This window comes from Pseudomonas sp. X10 (genome assembly GCF_054889225.1).
In genome coordinates this window covers 3,018,735-3,036,313 of the sequence record NZ_CM142677.1, presented here as the reverse complement: position 1 = coordinate 3,036,313, position 17,579 = coordinate 3,018,735, and the positions used below count along the sequence as shown (strand labels likewise).

The window sequence follows — 17,579 nt, the reverse complement described above, 5'->3', positions numbered from 1 at the left end:
GCCGCATGCGCACATTCAATCGGATTGGCATTATCGGTTGCGGGGCGATGGGGCGTGGTATCGCCCAGCTGTTCGCCTCTGCCGGGGTCGAAGTGCTGTTGCATGACAGCCGCCCTGACGCCATCGAACAGGCCCTGGCCGACAACCGCCAGCAGCTCGAACGCCAGGTGAGCAAGGGCAAACTGGATGCCCGGGCGCTGGATGCGATTCTGGCGCGCCTGCACCCGGCCCGCACCCTGGCCGAATTGGCTGGCTGCGATTTGCTGATAGAAGCGATCGTCGAGCAACTGGATGCCAAGCAAGCATTGTTTCGCGAGCTGGAAGCCCTGGTTGCGCCCGACGCCGTGTTGGCCAGCAACACCTCATCGCTGTCCGTCGGCGCTATCGCCAGCGTTTGTCAGCACCCGCAGCGGGTGGCGGGGTTTCATTTCTTCAACCCGGTGCCCCTGATGAAAATCGTCGAGGTGGTACGCGGTGAGCGCACCGCGCCCGGGGTGGTCCAACGGCTTTGTGCGCTGGCCGCGCAGGCCGGACACTTTGCCGCGGTAACGCCGGACTCACCTGGCTTTCTGGTCAACCACGCTGGCCGAGCCTATGGCCCGGAGGCCCTGCGTATCCTGGATGAAGGCATTGCTACGGCGGAGCAGATCGACCGCATCCTCAAGGACAGCCTGGGCTTTCGCATGGGGCCGTTCGAACTGTTCGACCTGGTTGGGCTGGATGTGGCGCATGCGGTCATGGACTCGGTGCACCGGCAGTTCTACCAAGACCCGCGCTACGCTCCCTGCGCGCTGGTGCCGGCGCGGTTGGCGGCCGGCTTGCTCGGGCGCAAGACCGGCCAGGGCTTCTACCGCTATATCGATGGGGTTATCCAGGCGCCAGTGGTCGAGCAGACCTTACCGGTGGCGATCACCCGGCCGTTCTGGCTGGACAGCCGCGACCCGTCGGTGCGCGAGCAGGTGGCCGCGGTGTTGGCCCGGGCCGGGGCGTTGTTAGAGGAGGGCGACCAACCGAGCGCGCAAGCGGTCTGTTTGGTGACGCCGTTGGGCGAAGATGCCAGCACCCTGATTTCCCGCAAGCTGCTGCCGCCCCGGCGCAGCCTGGCGCTGGAAACCTTCGCGGGGTTCGACAAGCGCCGCGTGCTGATGCGCCAGCCGGCCCTCGATGCCCAAGTGCTGGCCGAGGCCCGTACCGCCCTGGCCAGTGACGGTGTGCCGGTGGAGGTGATCAACGACTCACCGGGTTTCATTGCCCAGCGCGTGTTGGCCACCATCGTCAACCTGGGTTGCGAGATCGCCCAGCGTCGCATCGCCGATCCGCAGACCCTGGACCGGGCCGTGCAACTGGCGCTGGGGTATCCCCACGGCCCGCTGAGCTTCGGTGACCACTATGGCGCGGAGCTGATCGCGCAGATTCTCCAGGAAATCCACGGCCTGTATCAGGAGCCGCGCTACCGCATCAGCCCCTGGTTGCGCCGGCGCGTGCAACTGGGGCTGCCTCTGACCACAGCGGAGCAATGAATATGACCGCGTATCTCTACGATGGCCTGCGCACCCCCTTCGGCCGGCATGCCGGTGCTCTCGCCAGTGTGCGTCCGGACGACTTGCTGGCCGGTGTGGTGCGGGCCCTGCTGGCGCGCAACCCGTTCGCCGCTGATGCCTATGAAGACCTCATTGCCGGCTGCGCCAGCCAAGCGGGTGAGGACGGACGCAACCTGGGGCGGCATGTGGCATTGCTTTGCGGTTTGCCGGTGTCGGTGGGCGGGCTCACCGTCAACCGGCTGTGTGGCTCCGGGCTGGCGGCGGTACTCGACGCAGCGCGGGCCGTGCGTAGTGGCGAGGGCGAGTTGTTCATTGCTGGCGGGGCCGAAAGCATGAGCCGGGCGCCCTTTGTCATGGCCAAGGCGCAGAGTGCCTATGCGCGGGATATCCAGGTCTACGACAGCTCCATTGGCGCACGCTTCCCCAACCCGCGGATCGAGTCTGGATTCGGTGCCGACAGCATGCCTGAGACCGCCGACAACATCGCCCGTGAGCTGGGTATCAGCCGCGAGCAGGCAGATATTTATGCGGCGCGCAGCCAGTCACTGTACGCAGCAGCAGCCCGTGAAGGCTTTTTCAGCGCTGAGATCCATCCGGTCGAAGTGCCCCAGGGACGCAAGCAGCCGCCCAAGGTGATCGACCGTGACGAGCATCCGCGTCCGGCCAGCACCTATCAGGCGTTGGCTGCGTTGCGGCCATTGGCAGAGGGCGGAGTGGTAACGGCGGGCAATGCCTCGGGAGTCAACGATGGCGCTGCAGCAGTGCTGATCGGTTCGCGGGCGGCGGGCGAGCGGGCGGGGTTGGCGCCGCGTGCGCGCATCCTCGCCGGCGCGGTGGCCGGGGTCGAGCCGCGGCTGATGGGGTTGGGGCCAGTGCCGGCCTCTGCCAAGGCGCTGCAACGGGCCGGGTTGAACTTGTCGGACATGGATGTCATCGAGATCAACGAAGCCTTCGCCAGCCAGGTATTAGGTTGCGCCCGCCAGATGGGCCTGGCGTTCGACGATCCGCGCCTGAACCCCAACGGGGGGGCGATCGCTATCGGCCACCCGCTTGGCGCTTCCGGCGCGCGGCTGCTGTACAGCGCTGTGCGACAACTGGAGCGCAGCGGCGGGCGCTATGCCTTGGTCAGCCTGTGTATTGGCCTAGGGCAGGGGATAGCCTGTGTAGTCGAACGGCTCGGTTGAGCGCGTCATGTCGTTCACTTGAGTATCGCGTCCTCTGTAATTGGGGCTGCTTTACAGACCATCGCGGGTGCCTGCCTATTTGCCACATGCTCGGCTATGAAGACCTCAAGCGTGCTCTGGACCTGATCACCGACAACAGTGAGTGCGCGAACCTTGCACTTGGGTGAGCGCTATGGCCTGCAAGCCGGGCGCCCGGCCAACTTGTTGATCCTGTCGGCCCCGGACGACTACGAAATGATCCGCAGCCAAGGTCAGGTCTTGGTATCGGTCCGCGCCGGCAAGGTGCTCATGCAGCGCAAACCGGCACGTGTGGAGCGGTTCGTAGGTTAGGTGCTCAACCGCTGATCGAGTGGGCGCGTGTTGCCGTGTCGGTCAGTACTTGTTCGCTGCCCGCGCGCAGGATGGCCAGCCGGCGTTGTTCGTATTCCGCGTGGGACAGGCCCTGGCGCTGCAAGGCTTCGAGTTGCAGTTGCCGGGTTTCCTCGGCGGTATAGGGGCGTAGTTCAGGGTGGTTGGCGCAACCGCTCAGCACGGTGATGGCGAGAGCGGTCAGAGCGGCGAGCAACAGGCGGGCGGTGGTGTTCATCGGGCGGCTTCCATGTTTCGTGGATTCGCAGATGTGGAATCGATGAAACAAGGTTATGGGGCGCGCTCGATCAGTAGAAATTGCCTTTCTCGATAGTGACTATTGAGGCGGCTGTTGGTACGGGGGAGGCCCGTGCGCCAGAGAAGCGTCAGGGCTTGGAGCTCACGTTGGCCTCCGGGCTGTATAGCAGCCCGGGGAGCGTCGTTTTCTATTGTTCATGTGGCGAGCGATGCCCCCTCACGCCCACCCTCTTGAGTGATGTTGGCAGGAAAAGTGATCGGAGCGGGTTTTCGCCACAGGTTTGACAAGGTTTACAGCGTCATGTCGCGGTTAACGTTTTTGTACAGCAAGTATCGGGCAGTCTCCCATCCGGTGGCATAGAAAAACTGCGGACAGAAGGGCGCCATGTAGATGAAATCCTTGGTCCAGCACTCATGCCAATCCCCCTGCAAGAGATACATGCCTTGGCCCTCCAGCATGTACAGCCCGTGTTCCATGACATGGGTTTCAATCATCGGGAAGTAAGTGCCAGGCTCGAAACTGAGAATATTGACCGCGAAGTCGAACTGGATGTCATCCGGTAACAGATGCTGCCATGTCCGGCCTTGGGTGTGTTTATTCAGCTTTTCCACTTCGTCGCTATGGCCTACCAGCGCGCTGGGCAACTCGATGCCAGCGACCTGTTCGTAGGCTTTCCTGATCCAGATGACTTGACTGCCGAGATCAGTGTCGTTGTGAAGTTTGAATGGCGTGCCCGGCGGAACATAGGCAAAGGCTCCAGCGGATAAGTCATGCCTTTGCTCCGCAATGTCGAGTACCACGTCGCCTTCGATTACATAGAAGAACGATTGCAGCGGCTCATTACGTGGCGCAGTCATGCCGCCGTGGGCCTGGATATCCAAGAGAATCTGGATGAATTCGGCACCAAGGCCTTTAGAGGCTTGGACATGGATAGACGTGCGTTCGATGCCTGGAATACAACTTGGCAGGATACCCTCCGGGGGCATGACCGCATAATGAGTGGTCAGGGCAGCGCGGTGATGGGCGAAGACTCCGGGTGGCTGGATCTGTTTGTTTGACATTGTATTTACCTTGGTTAAAGGGTGAGATATGGTCCTACTGGTAGGGCCGGTGTAGTTATGCTGATGCGGGTTGTAGCGTCATGCCATCCAAGCAGTCACGCGCTTATCAGGACAAAACAGATGGACGAATCGCAGGGCAAGACCCAGCGGGTTAACATGCGGCTGGAGCGTCTTCCGGTAAGCCATTACGCAATCGAGAAAATCCAGGAACGGATCCTTAGTGGGGAATGGCCGGCAGGTCATCAGTTGCCGCCTCAGCGCGACTTGGCGGAGCAACTTGAGGTCAGTCGCAATTCGTTGCGCGAAGCCATGAGCGCATTGGAGTCGTTGGGGTTTCTGCGGGTTGAGGCCGGCAAGGGTACGTTTGTCTTGAACGACGAGCAGCGCCAGGCCCAGCTCAATGATCAGTGGCAGCCTCCCGGTAAATTCGACCTGGAGGAGATTTATCAGATGCGCTTTGGCCTCGAGGGCTTGGCGGTAATGTTGTTGGCGCGTTCTTGCAGCGATAAACAGCAAACCGAGTTGCGCCGGATTGTTGAGCATATGCACGCGGCGGCGCTGTCCCGCGATTTGCATCAATTGAGCCAATGCCATATCGATTTTCACTTGCGGATACTTCGTTGGTCTAACAACCGGATGCTCGAGCAGGCCGGCGAGAATCTCCGCTCGGCAATTGAACGCAGTAACCAGTGGGCTTTTGCCGACCAGCGTTTCAATTCCATCGTGGCCTCTATCGAAGAGATCGAAGACATCATCGAGGCGCTTGTCGAGCATGACCCACTGAAAGCTCGCATGGCAGTTGAAACTCATATCATGTATTCCGCGGAGCGAGCCGGCGTAGTGCTCGGTTTGCCTGTCGATAAAGTAGGTGCCTGACATGCACACTGATACTTTGACGCTTGAGCCCCTGACCCAAGCGCGTTTCAAACCCTTTGGCGACGTCATCGAAAGTACCGGTAAGCAGGGCTTCAGCTTGAACGACGGTATGGCTGAGCGCTTTCACGACCTGGCGACCATCGACGTGGACAAAGCCCGCGGGCGGCCGATTGTCAGTCTTCTCAATTCCAGGCCCCAACAGTTCCCGTTCGTTGTGAAGTTTCTGCAGCGGGCCCCTTTGTCCAGCCAAGCCTTTATTCCTCTGACTGCCCATCCTTTCATCACAGTCGTGGCATCCACGGACGAGCAGGGGCTGCCTGGCGAGGTGCTGGCGTTTATCAGTGATGGCCAACAGGGCATCAATTATCGGCCGGGAGTTTGGCACCATACCGTTCTGGTTCCTTATCATGCCGCGCGCTTCCTGGTTCTCGATCGGGGTGGCCCCGGAAAGAATTTCGAAGAGTTCTGGTTCGCTGAGTCGGATCGGCTGTTGTTGGGCTTGCCCTAAGGCGCCACGGGTTCTTCTGGGCGTACGAACGCCTCTTGCCCCGCCAGTACCCGGCGCGCCTTGTCCACGTCCAGATGCCCCTCCCAGCGTCCAACCGCCACGGCGCCCACACAGTTGCCAATCAGGTTGAGCGCAACCCTGAAGAAGCCCAGAAGTTTATCGATGGGCAAGATAAGGGCGATGCCGATCACTGGCAGGGAAGGGATGGCGGTTAGTGTTGCGGCCAGCACTACGGTGGCGGCCCCCGGTATTCCATGAGAACCCTTGGAAGTAAGGATCGACACCAGGAGGATCAGCGCCAGAGCCTCGAAAGTCAGCGGGGTGTTGGTTGCCTGGGCAATGAAAATCGCAGCGCAGGTGAGCCAGATCGAGAAACCGTCCAGATTGAACGAGTAGCCCATGGGAATTACCAGGGCCACGGTGGTGTTCTTGACGCCCAAGTGATCCAGTTTTTTCATGACGTTAGGCATGACGGCATCGGAAGAGCCAGAGCCCAGCGCGATCAGGATCTCGTCCTTGAAGTAAACGATGAACTTGACGAGGCTCAACCCGCATAACCTCATCACCAGGCCCAGCACGGCGAACAAGAAGAAGGCGCAGGCCAGGTAGTAAGTCAGGACCAAGGCAAGCAGTTGTTGAAGCGTGCCGAAACCGAACTTACCGACTGCGAACGCCATCGCCCCCATGACACCCAGCGGCGCCAACTTGACAATGTAGCCGATGAGGTTGAGCAGTACTTCGGTAATGCTCTCGAACAGCCGCCCAACTCCCGTGGCTTTTTCCCCTGCGGCTAGCAGGGCACAGCCAAACATTATGGAAATCAGCAGGACCTGAAGAATATCCCCGGTGACGAACGGTGCGACGAACGTACTCGGTATGATGTTCAGGAGAAAGCTTTTAATGTCCGTTACTTTATCCGCGTTACCCACGAAACTGGCGACGGAGGATGCGTCCAGTGTCGTCAAGTCGATATTCATGCCGGCACCGGGTTTGAGCATCATTGTGGCGATGACGCCGATCAGTAACGCCAGTGTGGTAATGATTTCGAAATAAACGATGGTGCGAAAGGCCACCCGCCCCGCGACCCGCAGAGATCCCGCTCGAACAATCCCATTAACGACGAAGCAGAATACGATGGGCCCCAGGCACATCTTGATCAGCTTGATGAACCCTTCGGCCAATGGCAGTAATTGCATCGCGATGGGAGGATATGAATAGCCGAGTATGCAACCTAGAACGAAACCTATCAAAACTTGCACATATAACTTTCTAACGTGTGAAAGCATTTTCAATTTCCCGGTATCAAGGCACGCTCTTATTACCTAGCGTTTTGCTGCGAATAGAATGTTCCTTGCCATACGAGAGAGCATGGCCAAGGGCTGGTCGGTGGGCAGAAATTGAAAGATGGTTCTTGTTTTAGTATTTGGTCCGACTGGTAGGACCACGGAAATAACTCTACGGCTGGCTTGATGCAGCGTCAAGGGGGCGAGTGATTGGCAAGTGCAGCGCAGGAGCGGCCATAGGTGTTTGACTTATCCAGTCTGACGCGAATGTGCGCACCAATATGGGGCCGCTAGAGTTTGAAAAAATCGAATAGACAACCAGTAGGAAGTCCGTAGGACTCAATCCAAAGCATGTCGGCGCGTCCAGTGGTCAAAGAGCTGGTTTGGTGCGAGTCAGGATAACGGCTACCCAAATAGAGGCAAATAAACCGGCACGACGTTTGTGCCGAGGGCAAAAAAATTTATCTCCATTGATAAGGCCGTCGGTAAAACCGAAAATCTGCGGGTGGGCTAAACCTTTACCAGGAAAGCCACGATGATCAGGCCCACTGAGCGTGCGCCACTACATCACACATGACGACGCAAACGACGCGACCTATTCGAGGACAACATGGCTGATGAAGCTCCAGGCATGAGCAGCAATGACAGTATCCAAGCGTCGGTCTATACCCGCTGGCATCAACTCGCGGTGCCTTTGGCCTTTGCGCTGGCTGCGGGGGGCTTCATGTTCGTGGTGTTCAACCGTGGGCCGTTGGGGCTGGCGGCCGTGGTCGCCTTGATTGGCTTGCTGCTGCCGCCCATCGTCGCTTTCAAGGGCTTTCCCACCCGCAACCAGGTCAAGGTGACGCCTGAGGGGCTGGCGTTCTCGCACCGTGCGCCGGTCGCTTTTGCTGAGCTGACCAGTTGGGGCACCGACGATTTCCTCAAACTGGTTCGCCCGGGCCATCCCACATTGCTCGTTAGCCCCGTGGACCTCCCGAGCCGCGAGCGCTTGCTGCGTGAATTCCAGGCCTCGCTCCAAGCCTGGCAGAAGCGGCAACCCGCCGGTACGCTGGCTGCGCGGCGGACTCATTTCTACGGTTCCATGGGGGCTCGCGCCATCGGTGCGATGATCGCCGTCTTGGGCTTCGGGTCGGCGATCATGGCGCTGAGTCTGCGCGAGCCATCATTCTCGCTGGCCTTGGTCGCAGGCCTGGGGGCGTTGTTCGGCGTGGTGATGTTGCTGGGCAAGCGGGCTTGAGTTGCGAGTTGTCCGGTCTTGACGGTCTTCAGCGCAGGCGTGTCATATGGAACGTCAACTTGGCCGGAATCTAGAACAGGAAGACCATGTGGCAATTTGATCCAGTTTCGCTGCGGCTCTTCATCGCGGCCTGCGAGGAGGGCAGCATCGCTGCGGCGGCAGCACGGGAGTTCATCGCGCCCTCGGCTGTGAGCAAGCGAATCTCGGATATCGAGTCGGCGTTCGCTACAGCGTTATTGAAGCGCAGCAAGAAAGGCGTGACTCCCACGCCGGCAGGGCAGGCGTTGCTTCGCCATGCGCGTAAGTTCATGCGCGATATCGAGCGCCTGCAGGGCGAGCTGAGCGAATATGCCGAAGGCGCTCGGGGTCATGTGCGGGTGCTTGCCAATGTATCGTCGCTCATGGAGTTCTTGCCGGAGGAACTCGCCCGCTTTCTGGCCGACAACGAAAATATCCAGGTCGACGTCGAAGAGCGGTTCAGCTCGGACGTGATTCGCGGCATAGAGGAGGGGCACGCCGATATCGGTATTTGCCGCAAGTCCATGGCTGAAGGTGACCTGGAGTTCCATCCGTACCGCACGGATCACCTCTCGGTCGTGGTCAATGCCGGTCATCCCCTGGCTCATCGTGAAAGCATCAGCTTCGTAGAGACACTGGATTTCCACCACCTGAACATCTCCGCCTTTTCCACGCTCGGCACCCAGATGCAGAAACTGGCCCGGGCTGCCGGCAAGGATCTGCAATATCGAACCTGTGTGTCGTCCTTCGATGCGGCGCTTCGCCTGGTGGAAGCGGGAATGGTGCTGGCCATCTTTCCCCAAGAGGCCGTCGCCCGTTACGTCGAGTTGTTTGGGCTTCGGGTCATTCCGCTGACGGACGACTGGGTGACGGGGGAGTTCGTGATCTGCGTACGGGATAGCGCCAGCCTTTCGCTGTCGGCGAGGCGTCTGCTCGATCATCTGCTGGCGGCCCCTGCGTCTGCCTAGGTCACAAGCGCTATCCATCTCAAGCGGAGATGGATAGCACCGCCAAAAACGTCTTTTCGATGGGGAGCAAGCTACTTAGGCTGGCATCACTTCCGCTCGCCCGAGAGCCCGCATGAACGAAATAAGAATAAACGAGGTGGGTATGCGTGACGGCCTGCAGAGCCTTCGCAGCATCATGCCCACCTCGGCAAAACTGAAATGGATCGACACGGCCTACGAGGCTGGTGTGCGGCATATGGAAGTCGCTTCGTTCGTGCCGCCAAAGCTGCTGCCGCAAATGGCCGACGCCGCCGAGGTCGTCGCGCATGCCCTGGCTTATCCCGATCTGACCGTGACTGTGCTGGCGCCCAACTTGCGCGGGGCGCAGAACGCGCTCGCTTCGGGCGCCCAGCGCATCATCGTACCGGTGTCCGTTAGCGCAGCCCATAGCCAGTCGAACGTGCGCTGCACTCCGGAGCAAATGGTGGAGGTGTTGGCGCGCATAGGTGAACTCCGTGATCAGGCGGGTCATCCAGTGCAGGTGATCGCCGGCATGTCGACCGCCTTCGGGTGCACCCTTCAAGGCCAGGTTCCCCTCAGCGATCTTGTTTCGTTGACTTCGAAGGTCCTGGCGGCCGGTTGTGACATCGTTTCCCTGGCGGACACTACCGGCCATGCCACCCCAGGCCAGGTCGAGAAAACGCTGCAGGCGGTGCGGGCCGTTGCGGGCGAGAAGCTTCAGTCAGTTCATTTCCATGATACCCGCGGGCTGGCCCTGGCCAACTCACTGATCGCTGTCCAGCACGGCATCCGTGAGCTGGACGCCTCCTTGGGAGGCATCGGTGGATGCCCATTCGCCCCTGGGGTTTCGGGGAATGCGGTCACCGAAGATCTGGTGTTCATGTTGCAGGGCATGGGTTTTCGAACCGGTATCGATATCGAGCGTTTGCTGGCGTGCCGAGCGCTTGTCGAGTCTGCGCTGCCTGATGAAGCACTGTATGGCCACATAGCACGTGTCGGCCTGCCCAGGAACGTCCAAACCATCGCTTGATTTCATGCAGGCCGCAATGCCTGGAACGGAGTACGTCAAATGTCAAAACTGCCGCTTGAAGGTATTCGTGTCGTCGAACTGTCTCATATGGTGATGGGGCCTGCGTGTGGCATGGTGTTGGCCGATCTGGGCGCGGAAGTGATCAAGGTCGAGCCTGTCAAAGGGGACAGCACGCGGCACCTTCCGGGGGCCGGCGCAGGTTTTTTCAGAATATTCAACCGCAACAAGAAAAGCGTTGCCGTGGACTTGAGCAGTGCGGCTGGCCGGGAAGCGATCCTTGCCTTGGTCGACACTGCCGATGTGTTCATCGAGAATTTCAAACCTGGGCGCATGGCCGAACTCGGGCTGGACTACGACGCCCTCAGCGCGCGCAACGCCGAGCTTATCTACGTTTCTCATAAAGGATTCCTGAAGGGGCCTTATGAGAATCGCCTGGCTTTGGATGAAGTCGTGCAGATGATGGGCGGGCTCGCCTACATGACAGGCCCTGTGGGGCAACCGTTGCGTGCGGGGAGTTCGGTAAATGACATCATGGGGGGCATGTTCGGTGCGATTGGAGTGCTGGCCGCACTGAATGAGCGGAACCGGACGGGTAAAGGCAAAGTGATTCAGAGCGCCTTGTTCGAGAACTGCGTACTGCTTTGCGCCCAACATATGCAACAGTACGCCGTCACCGGGCAGGCGCCCGCGCCAATGCCCAGCAGGATCAGCGCCTGGTCGATCTATGACGTTTTCAGGTTCGCAGGTGGCGAGCAGATGTTCGTTGCGGCCACCGGCGATGGTCAGTGGGCGGCCTTGTGCAAGATCCTCGGCCAGGAGGCGCTGCTGGATGACCCCAGCCTGGCGACGAACACGGCGCGCGTGGCGCAGCGCCCTCGACTGCTCGCTCACTTGGCGGAAATCTTCGCCACCCTGGATGCAAAGAAGCTGGCCGTCGAGCTGGAACTCAGCGGCATTCCATTTGCAGCGATATGCAAGCCTGAGGACCTGTTCGACGACCCCCACTTGAAGGCAAGTGGGGGGCTGGCCACCTTGCATCTGGACGACGGCTCTCGAACCGAAGTGCCGTTGCTGCCCTTGAGCTTCGATGGGGACCGGCTCCAGGCCCGCCTACCGCTCGCGCGCGTGGGCGAACATACCTGCCAGGTCATGCAAGACCTTGGTTATGACGATGTCCAGATCGAGCGCCTTCAGGCGGCGGGCGTTTTCAGGGTGGACGATAAAGGTGATGCGCTTCGCGTCGTCAAGCATACGTAGATGAACAGATGACACTGAAGTCGACTGTCTGGACTTCTACTCAGATTAGGCAAGGAAAGAGAGCAGCAACTTCTCTCAATCTCCAACAACTAGAAAAACTGGAGAAATCACATGGTCAGCGCTACCCATACATCGGCTAACCAGGCCTCGGACGAGGAGCATCTAAAAGAGTTGCTGCTCTACCGCAGGGTGGCCTGGCGTATCGTCCCTCTTGCCATCATCTGCTTCCTGTTCTCCTATTTCGACAGGATAAACATCAGCTTCGCCAAGACGCAGATGCAGGCTGAGCTGGGCCTGAGCGATACGGCCTACGGTTTAGCCGCGAGTATGTTCTTCATTGGCTATGTGCTGTTCGAAGTGCCCAGCGGCCTTGGCTTGAGGAAGTACGGCGCGCCGGCATGGATCTGTCGCATCATGATCTCGTGGGGATTGGCGACTGCCGCCCTCGTGTTCGCCTACTCACAATACACCTTGTACTTCTTGCGCTTTCTGATCGGAGTCATGGAGGCGGGGTTTGGGCCGGCCATTCTTTTCTACATGGCGTGCTGGTTCCCCAAGAAGCAGTTGGCCGGCATCAACGGGATCTGGTTTCTCGCCATACCGCTGTCTGGCGCTATTGGCGCGCCACTCGCAGGGCTTGTGCTCAATGGCATGGACGGCTTCCTGGGGCTGGCGGGTTGGCACTGGTTGTTCGTCCTATCCGGCCTGCCGTGCTGCTTGATGGGGCTTATCGTCCTGTGGAAATTGGATCGGGACATCCAGTCCGCCAAATGGCTTACCCAGGAAGAAAAAGACTTGCTGCAGAAGAATGTGGGGGTAGGGCGCGAGAACGTGCCTGAAAGCCACTCCTCATTCTGGAAGGTGCTGGTGACGCGAGAGGTGGCGGTTTTCGCGTTCGTGTATTTCGGCATCAAGATGGCGAGCTACGGTCTCAACTTCTGGATGCCACATCTGATCGCCCAGTCAGGTGTCGAGGACATGCTGCATGTCGGCGTTCTAACGGCCTTGCCTTACGCTGTCGCGTGCGTTGGCATGGTCTGGATGACGCGGCGCTCTGACCGTACAGGGGACCGCAAGTCCTATCTGATGCTGTGCATGCTGGCGTCCACGGTCGGTTATATCCTGGCCTGCTTGTTCTCCGACAGCCCGGTGGTGTTGATGGCGGCCTTGGTCCTCGCGACCTCGGGATCGTTCATCGCGATACCGATCTTCTGGTGCCTGCCTCAATCGACGTTCTCTGGAATAGCCATCGCCAGTGCCGTTGCCGCCGTGAACTCCATGGGGCAACTGAGCGGCATGATCGCACCCGCCATGGTGGGTTTCATCAACGACCTGACGGGGCAAACCTACATGGGCATGCTGGCGATCGTTCCGGTATTGATCGCCAGTTGCTATGTCATTTTCCGCTATGTGCGCAATCCGGCGCTGGGCTGATTGGCTGTTGATGCAAGGGCGGTCAGAACGTCTTGCCGACCGCCACCAGCACGGTGATCGTGAAGCCCATGTAGCTGGCGCACTCAGCCTGGGACAGGTCGGTGTCGATGTAGCTCAGCGACCAGTCCAGTGACAGTAGCGCGCCTGCAGGCCAGTGTCGTAGGGCAGTTGCGTACCATACGTAGTCGAACCCCCTAACGAGGGGTGAAAAATGATAACCAGAAGGGGCTGGTATGCGAAAACGATAATCGGGTGGGTGCGAACACGCTAACACTCACCTAAATTTGCTAACGAATCAGCTATTCGCGCCGAAAATGATAACGACTAGGCACCGTTGGACACTTGCCCTGGAGGCAATGTCAGGGGAGCTCAAGACTTGGTAGCACTTGGAGTGCTGGGTCTGCAATCGCCGAGCAAGCGGATGCGATTTGCGCAAGGTGCACCCTTGATGGAGTTCTCTCCGGCCCAGGCCGCGCTTTTCATGGAAAGCAAAGATGGCTACTTCCTGGTTGCGAACAGCTTCGGCAATGAGGCGAGCTTGTCGAAGAACGCCTCCGGAAGCTCGGGCAGCGCCTGCCTCAATGCGCTGATCGGGTCCTTCATGAAATATTCCATGCGTGATGCATCACCACCTAGCCAGGCAAAGAAGCGCTGTTCGTTCGCTGTCATTTCCTGGATCAGTCGCTCTACCGTGTCCGCTGTCGCGGAGTCGGTTTCAGCAAGCTTGCGGATGAGGGGATGGTTCTCCCCGGTTATCGGCGGCCTTGGTCCTCGGGAAGAAAAAGTGACGTAGTGCTCGCCCTGGGCGCCATCTTTCATGCGGTACTTCACGAAGTGAGTCGACTGGTTTGCCATGGCAGGCCTCCTGTTGTTCCGTATGTATCCACGAACGCTGGCCTTGGGTTGAGCGGCCCTAACCCGTGAGTGTGACGCGGGCTAGACGAACAGTGGATCACCGCCCAGTTGCAATGAAATGTTCGGATGGACGTAATCGAGCTTGAACGAGTCGCTGCCCGTCCATTTGATCGGGTCGACAGCGTTGATCATAAGCAGGTCCACGGCAGGGGAGGTGTCCTTGTTGACTGACTCGATGGTCGCCGTGGCGATTTGTGATGCTCCCAGGAGCAGCCCGATCACCAGGCCGCCGACGACGATCGATGCGCCGTCCGTGAGCGGGGCGCAGATCAGCGAAACCAGGCCAATGATGATCGACAGGATGATCTCGGTGACGATCACGCCAGGATCCTGGTGGACGGCGTACTGCTGATCCGTTGGTTGTGTCTGGATGAAGGTAATGGTTTGCCCGTTGTTGGAAGTGCCGAGGTCGAGGGTGTACCAGTTGGTGGCTGTCGTCTGCGATGTGACGCCGAAGGTGATGTAGGTGTTGGTGGTGCTGGTGACGGTGAATGTTTCGCCGTCGGTCTCGACAGTGAGGGCGGTGAGCTTCGGATAGTAGGTCGATCCGTCATGTTCCACTGGCGGCATGTCGACGGACACGCCTTGCACCAGGTAGAGGCGGGTCTTGTCGTCGCTCATCAGGAAGTTGTCGTTGGTCAGCCCCGGATAGGCGACCATGATCGCCGGTCGCACCAGGTCGTAGAGGGTTCGCTCCTGGGACACCAGAAACCCAGCTTCACTGCCCCCGGGAATCGCCGACGGAGAAATCTGTTCGCTCAGGGATTCACCGCTTCGGTCACCGGTCATGGTGAGAACGCCCAGGACACTGTCCTCGAGGGTGCTGCCGTCGAGGTAAGCGTAGCTGGTGTAGTTGGGGGTCACGAACCCCCACTGTTGCTGATCGATCATCCGGTTGAGATCGACCACCGAGAAGATGTGGTTGAACTCATCCAGATGATCATTGATCCAGTCCAGCAGCGCTTGGCCAAAGACTGCGCCGGTGACGGTCCCAGGGTCGGGAGACAACGTCACCTGCCCGACCAGGGCCGCCACGGGGGTCGAAGGGTCGTCCGAGGTGGTTTTCGCTACCAGCGCAAAGGGATTGGAGGCGACATCACCCGATGCTTCATGGGGAATGTAGTGAAGGTTGATTTCAATGACCGCGGTACCCGTGTCGCAGGTCACCCGCGCTCCACTGCTGTAGTCGACCACGATCCCGGTCATGGGGATGGAAAAGCGCACGTTCTTTCCATCCCCTCCCATGCAGACCTGCCAGTCGCAGAAATTGGCCGAAACCGTGTAGGCGTCAACCGCCGTGATCGTGAAAGCGGGCGGTGACGACTTCTGGTCGACAATGGTCTTGTTTACGTCCGGGATCGGGATGGCGAAGGCGGTATCCCAATTGTAGGTGTAGACCCCCGCAGTGCTGATCGCCATGAAGCCTCTCCTTTTCCGTGCGCCGTTGCGTTTATTTCGTTTTCAGACCGATCTGAAGTGAGTCGGCAAGCCACGCCGACGTGAGGTCATAGCCATTGATGCCAGGGAAGGTGTACGGCTCGATGGCGTCGTTGGCAAAGTCGTCGAACCCGGGCACATCATCCCATTCGTTCTTGTACGCCGCTGACATGATCGCGGAAACGGCTATCTCGACACCGTAGGCGGCGCCGATGGCGGCAGTGATGCCGCCAAACACCTTCCAGCGGGTGGAGTTGAAGGCATTCTTGATGCGGGTCATCCGGCCTGCGACCTGCTCGGCGCCATTGGCCAGGGCATTCTCCTCGTTGGCGATGTTCTGCTCCTGCGCCTGCTCGCTGCCACTGAGCTCGTCGACGAACGCGGCTTCATCGATGATCGCGCTGCCTTCATCGACGCTGGCAACAGTCACCTCCGCCGCGCCGGCCAGGCCGTCGACGATCGGACCGAGCACGGCGATCAGGGCAAGGCTGGCGGTTACAGCCCCCATCACGATCTGGAAGGTGATCTCCGCCTGGGTCTTGGTGACTTCGACGGTCATGTTGCGCACTGACTGGGTGAAGTTGAAGATCTGCTTCGTCGCACCCGTCGATGTGGTGACCGTTTTCAGGCCAAGGTTTACCTGCTCGGTGTAGTTGATGTGCACGTCGTACTGCCAGCTTTGCGAGTAGGTCAGGTCAATGAACTTGATTTCGAGGAAACTGTGCTCCAGGTTCATCTCGAACTGTCCGGCGGCGATGGTGACCTGGGTCGCCGTGTAGAACTCGAGCTGACCGTCGTTGAGGTCAACGATGTACTCGGAGCCGTTGCCACTGAGGAACCATTGGCTGCCCGCGACGTTGACCTTGACGGTATCGCCGCGCAAGTCAGGGTTGTAGTAATAGCCGCCTTGGCTATCCGAGTGCTTGAAGGCGTCGACCAGGCCCTGGGGCAGCGAGCCATTGTCCAGCTCGGCGGAGTAACCATTGTCCGCGGTGGTGGCGTCGGGGTCGTCTTCCATCTTGAAGTAGCCGTAGGTCAGCGCGTTGACGTTCTTGATGGACAAGCCATCGTTGAATATCGAGAAATCATCATCGCTGGCATCGTCGAACAGGTTCTTGGCGCCTCCGAGCATCATGTTCTTCATGAAGTTCTGCCCGCTGATCAGCAACCCCACGTCGGCGCCGTTCGCGTCGCTCCCTGAGGGAATGGCATTGGGTGATACCTGATGGTTCGAACCGGGTGTGTTGTTCTGGACCATGGTCAGTACACCCATCACCGAACTGGCCATGCTCTGCTCGTCAATGACGGCATAGCTGGTGGCTGTCGGGTCGATCCAGGTGTAGCTGGGCGACTGCTCAAGTTGGGGTGTCAGGTCGATGACCGAGAAAACGAAATTGAAATAGCTGATATTGCTGTTGAACCATTCGCTCAGCAGGTCGGGGAGCACCGCGTTGCCGATGCTGCCGGCGTTTGGCGGGTTCAGAATATTTATCACCACGACAGCTGGCGTTCCGCCGGCTTCCGTGCTCAGGGCGCGAAGCTGGCTGGTAAACGACTCGGTGTACTGATAGACAGAAAGGAACTTGTTCTGGTCCTTGTCCTCGCTGAAGAACAGGTAGTAGAACGTGTTGTCGGTGGCGGCGATCAACCAGGCGGCGTCCGGGGTAACCGTCGAAAGCTTCGACTCGCTGGTGATCGTGACACCGTTGGCCGCGAAGTCGGCAATGAGGGCCGCATCGACGATGTTTTGCTCGAGGTCGGCGACGATAGCATCCACCCCGCTGTTGATCACGAAGGACTTCTGGTCAGGGTCGGGGATCCAGTCCATGTTGATCTGGATGATTACGCTCATGCCCAGCCCGTCCAGCGAATAACTATTACTGCCGGCCTGGTAGACACCGCTGGCGATTGGAACGCTCATGTTGATGTTCTTGCCGTCACCGCCGGTGGTCAACTGCCAGGCGTCTAGGCTGGCCTGAATCTGATAGGACGGATCGTCGCTGGCTGCCTGCGAAATGGTCTTCGCCCGGCTGTCGACGCTGCTCCAGTTGTCGGTGAGCGCAGTATTGGTAGTGTCGAAATGCAGGGCCACCACCGTATCCCAGTCATAGGTATCAGCCGTTGGACGGGAGGGGATTTCTGATACGGGCTCAGGGGCGAGCGAGGTGTTGTCGGTGGAGTTTGCCATTGGCTGTTTCCTCCTGGGTGGGCGGATCTATT

At 59.4% G+C, this 17,579-nt stretch carries 15 protein-coding genes and 1 pseudogene; 10 read left to right on the top strand and 6 right to left on the bottom strand.

Going from position 1 to position 17,579, the window contains the following annotated elements:
* Nucleotides 1-5: 5 nt before the first annotated feature.
* The 3 genes and pseudogenes from ACYU03_RS13830 to ACYU03_RS13820 all read left to right on the top strand — a co-directional run.
* Nucleotides 6-1,520, top strand: a complete 1,515-nt coding sequence (locus ACYU03_RS13830) for a 3-hydroxyacyl-CoA dehydrogenase (RefSeq protein WP_461885134.1) — start codon at nucleotides 6-8, stop codon at nucleotides 1,518-1,520.
* 2 nt (nucleotides 1,521-1,522) lie between these two features.
* Entirely contained in the window at nucleotides 1,523-2,725 is a 1,203-nt protein-coding gene (locus ACYU03_RS13825; RefSeq protein WP_461885133.1) for a 3-oxoadipyl-CoA thiolase, read from the top strand.
* A gap of 71 nt (nucleotides 2,726-2,796) precedes the next feature.
* Nucleotides 2,797-3,055: pseudogene (locus ACYU03_RS13820) on the top strand (cytosine deaminase); the annotation flags it as partial.
* Nucleotides 3,056-3,059: 4 nt separating this feature from the next.
* Here ACYU03_RS13820 and ACYU03_RS13815 read toward each other — a convergent pair.
* Nucleotides 3,060-3,311: a hypothetical protein gene (locus ACYU03_RS13815; protein WP_461885132.1), complete on the bottom strand. Its 252-nt coding sequence runs from the start codon at nucleotides 3,309-3,311 to the stop codon at nucleotides 3,060-3,062.
* 311 nt (nucleotides 3,312-3,622) lie between these two features.
* Nucleotides 3,623-4,393 (bottom strand): (S)-ureidoglycine aminohydrolase, encoded by a 771-nt coding sequence (gene allE, locus ACYU03_RS13810; RefSeq protein WP_461885131.1) that lies wholly within the window; start codon nucleotides 4,391-4,393, stop codon nucleotides 3,623-3,625.
* 120 nt (nucleotides 4,394-4,513) lie between these two features.
* Between allE and ACYU03_RS13805 the strand changes: the two genes are divergently transcribed.
* Both ACYU03_RS13805 and ACYU03_RS13800 read left to right on the top strand, forming a co-directional pair.
* A complete protein-coding gene (locus ACYU03_RS13805) occupies nucleotides 4,514-5,269 on the top strand; it encodes a FadR/GntR family transcriptional regulator (RefSeq protein ID WP_461885130.1) in 756 nt (251 codons plus the stop codon).
* 1 nt (nucleotide 5,270) lies between these two features.
* Nucleotides 5,271-5,777 carry an ureidoglycolate lyase gene (locus ACYU03_RS13800; RefSeq protein ID WP_461885129.1) on the top strand — a complete coding sequence of 169 codons (507 nt, stop codon included), beginning with the start codon at nucleotides 5,271-5,273 and terminating at the stop codon, nucleotides 5,775-5,777.
* Here ACYU03_RS13800 and ACYU03_RS13795 read toward each other — a convergent pair.
* On the bottom strand, nucleotides 5,774-7,063 hold the full coding sequence (locus ACYU03_RS13795; RefSeq protein WP_461885128.1) for a cation:dicarboxylate symporter family transporter: 1,290 nt from the start codon (nucleotides 7,061-7,063) through the stop codon (nucleotides 5,774-5,776). The two genes, ACYU03_RS13800 and ACYU03_RS13795, sit on opposite strands and share 4 nt — an antisense overlap.
* 607 nt (nucleotides 7,064-7,670) lie before the next feature.
* Here ACYU03_RS13795 and ACYU03_RS13790 point away from each other — a divergent pair.
* The 5 genes from ACYU03_RS13790 (at nucleotide 7,671) to ACYU03_RS13770 (ending at nucleotide 13,007) form a co-directional block, all read left to right on the top strand.
* Nucleotides 7,671-8,300 carry a hypothetical protein gene (locus tag ACYU03_RS13790; protein WP_461885127.1) on the top strand — a complete coding sequence of 210 codons (630 nt, stop codon included), beginning with the start codon at nucleotides 7,671-7,673 and terminating at the stop codon, nucleotides 8,298-8,300.
* A gap of 86 nt (nucleotides 8,301-8,386) precedes the next feature.
* A complete protein-coding gene (locus ACYU03_RS13785) occupies nucleotides 8,387-9,286 on the top strand; it encodes a LysR substrate-binding domain-containing protein (protein WP_461885126.1) in 900 nt (299 codons plus the stop codon).
* Nucleotides 9,287-9,398: 112 nt separating this feature from the next.
* Complete coding sequence (locus ACYU03_RS13780; RefSeq protein ID WP_461885125.1) at nucleotides 9,399-10,316, top strand: hydroxymethylglutaryl-CoA lyase; 918 nt, start codon at nucleotides 9,399-9,401, stop codon at nucleotides 10,314-10,316.
* A gap of 39 nt (nucleotides 10,317-10,355) precedes the next feature.
* Nucleotides 10,356-11,573, top strand: a complete 1,218-nt coding sequence (locus ACYU03_RS13775) for a CaiB/BaiF CoA transferase family protein (protein ID WP_461885124.1) — start codon at nucleotides 10,356-10,358, stop codon at nucleotides 11,571-11,573.
* 111 nt (nucleotides 11,574-11,684) lie between these two features.
* Nucleotides 11,685-13,007 (top strand): MFS transporter, encoded by a 1,323-nt coding sequence (locus ACYU03_RS13770; RefSeq protein ID WP_461885123.1) that lies wholly within the window; start codon nucleotides 11,685-11,687, stop codon nucleotides 13,005-13,007.
* A 498-nt stretch (nucleotides 13,008-13,505) separates the two neighbouring features.
* On the opposite strand, the gene ACYU03_RS13765 is transcribed toward ACYU03_RS13770, so the two are convergent.
* The 3 genes from ACYU03_RS13765 to ACYU03_RS13755 all read right to left on the bottom strand — a co-directional run bounded on the left by ACYU03_RS13765 (nucleotide 13,506) and on the right by ACYU03_RS13755 (nucleotide 17,547).
* Nucleotides 13,506-13,862, bottom strand: coding sequence for a hypothetical protein (locus ACYU03_RS13765; RefSeq protein ID WP_461885122.1), 357 nt, complete (start codon nucleotides 13,860-13,862; stop codon nucleotides 13,506-13,508).
* 81 nt (nucleotides 13,863-13,943) lie between these two features.
* On the bottom strand, nucleotides 13,944-15,341 hold the full coding sequence (locus ACYU03_RS13760; RefSeq protein ID WP_461885121.1) for a TULIP family P47-like protein: 1,398 nt from the start codon (nucleotides 15,339-15,341) through the stop codon (nucleotides 13,944-13,946).
* A gap of 31 nt (nucleotides 15,342-15,372) precedes the next feature.
* Nucleotides 15,373-17,547, bottom strand: a complete 2,175-nt coding sequence (locus ACYU03_RS13755; protein ID WP_461885119.1) for a TULIP family P47-like protein — start codon at nucleotides 17,545-17,547, stop codon at nucleotides 15,373-15,375.
* Nucleotides 17,548-17,579: the final 32 nt, after the last annotated feature.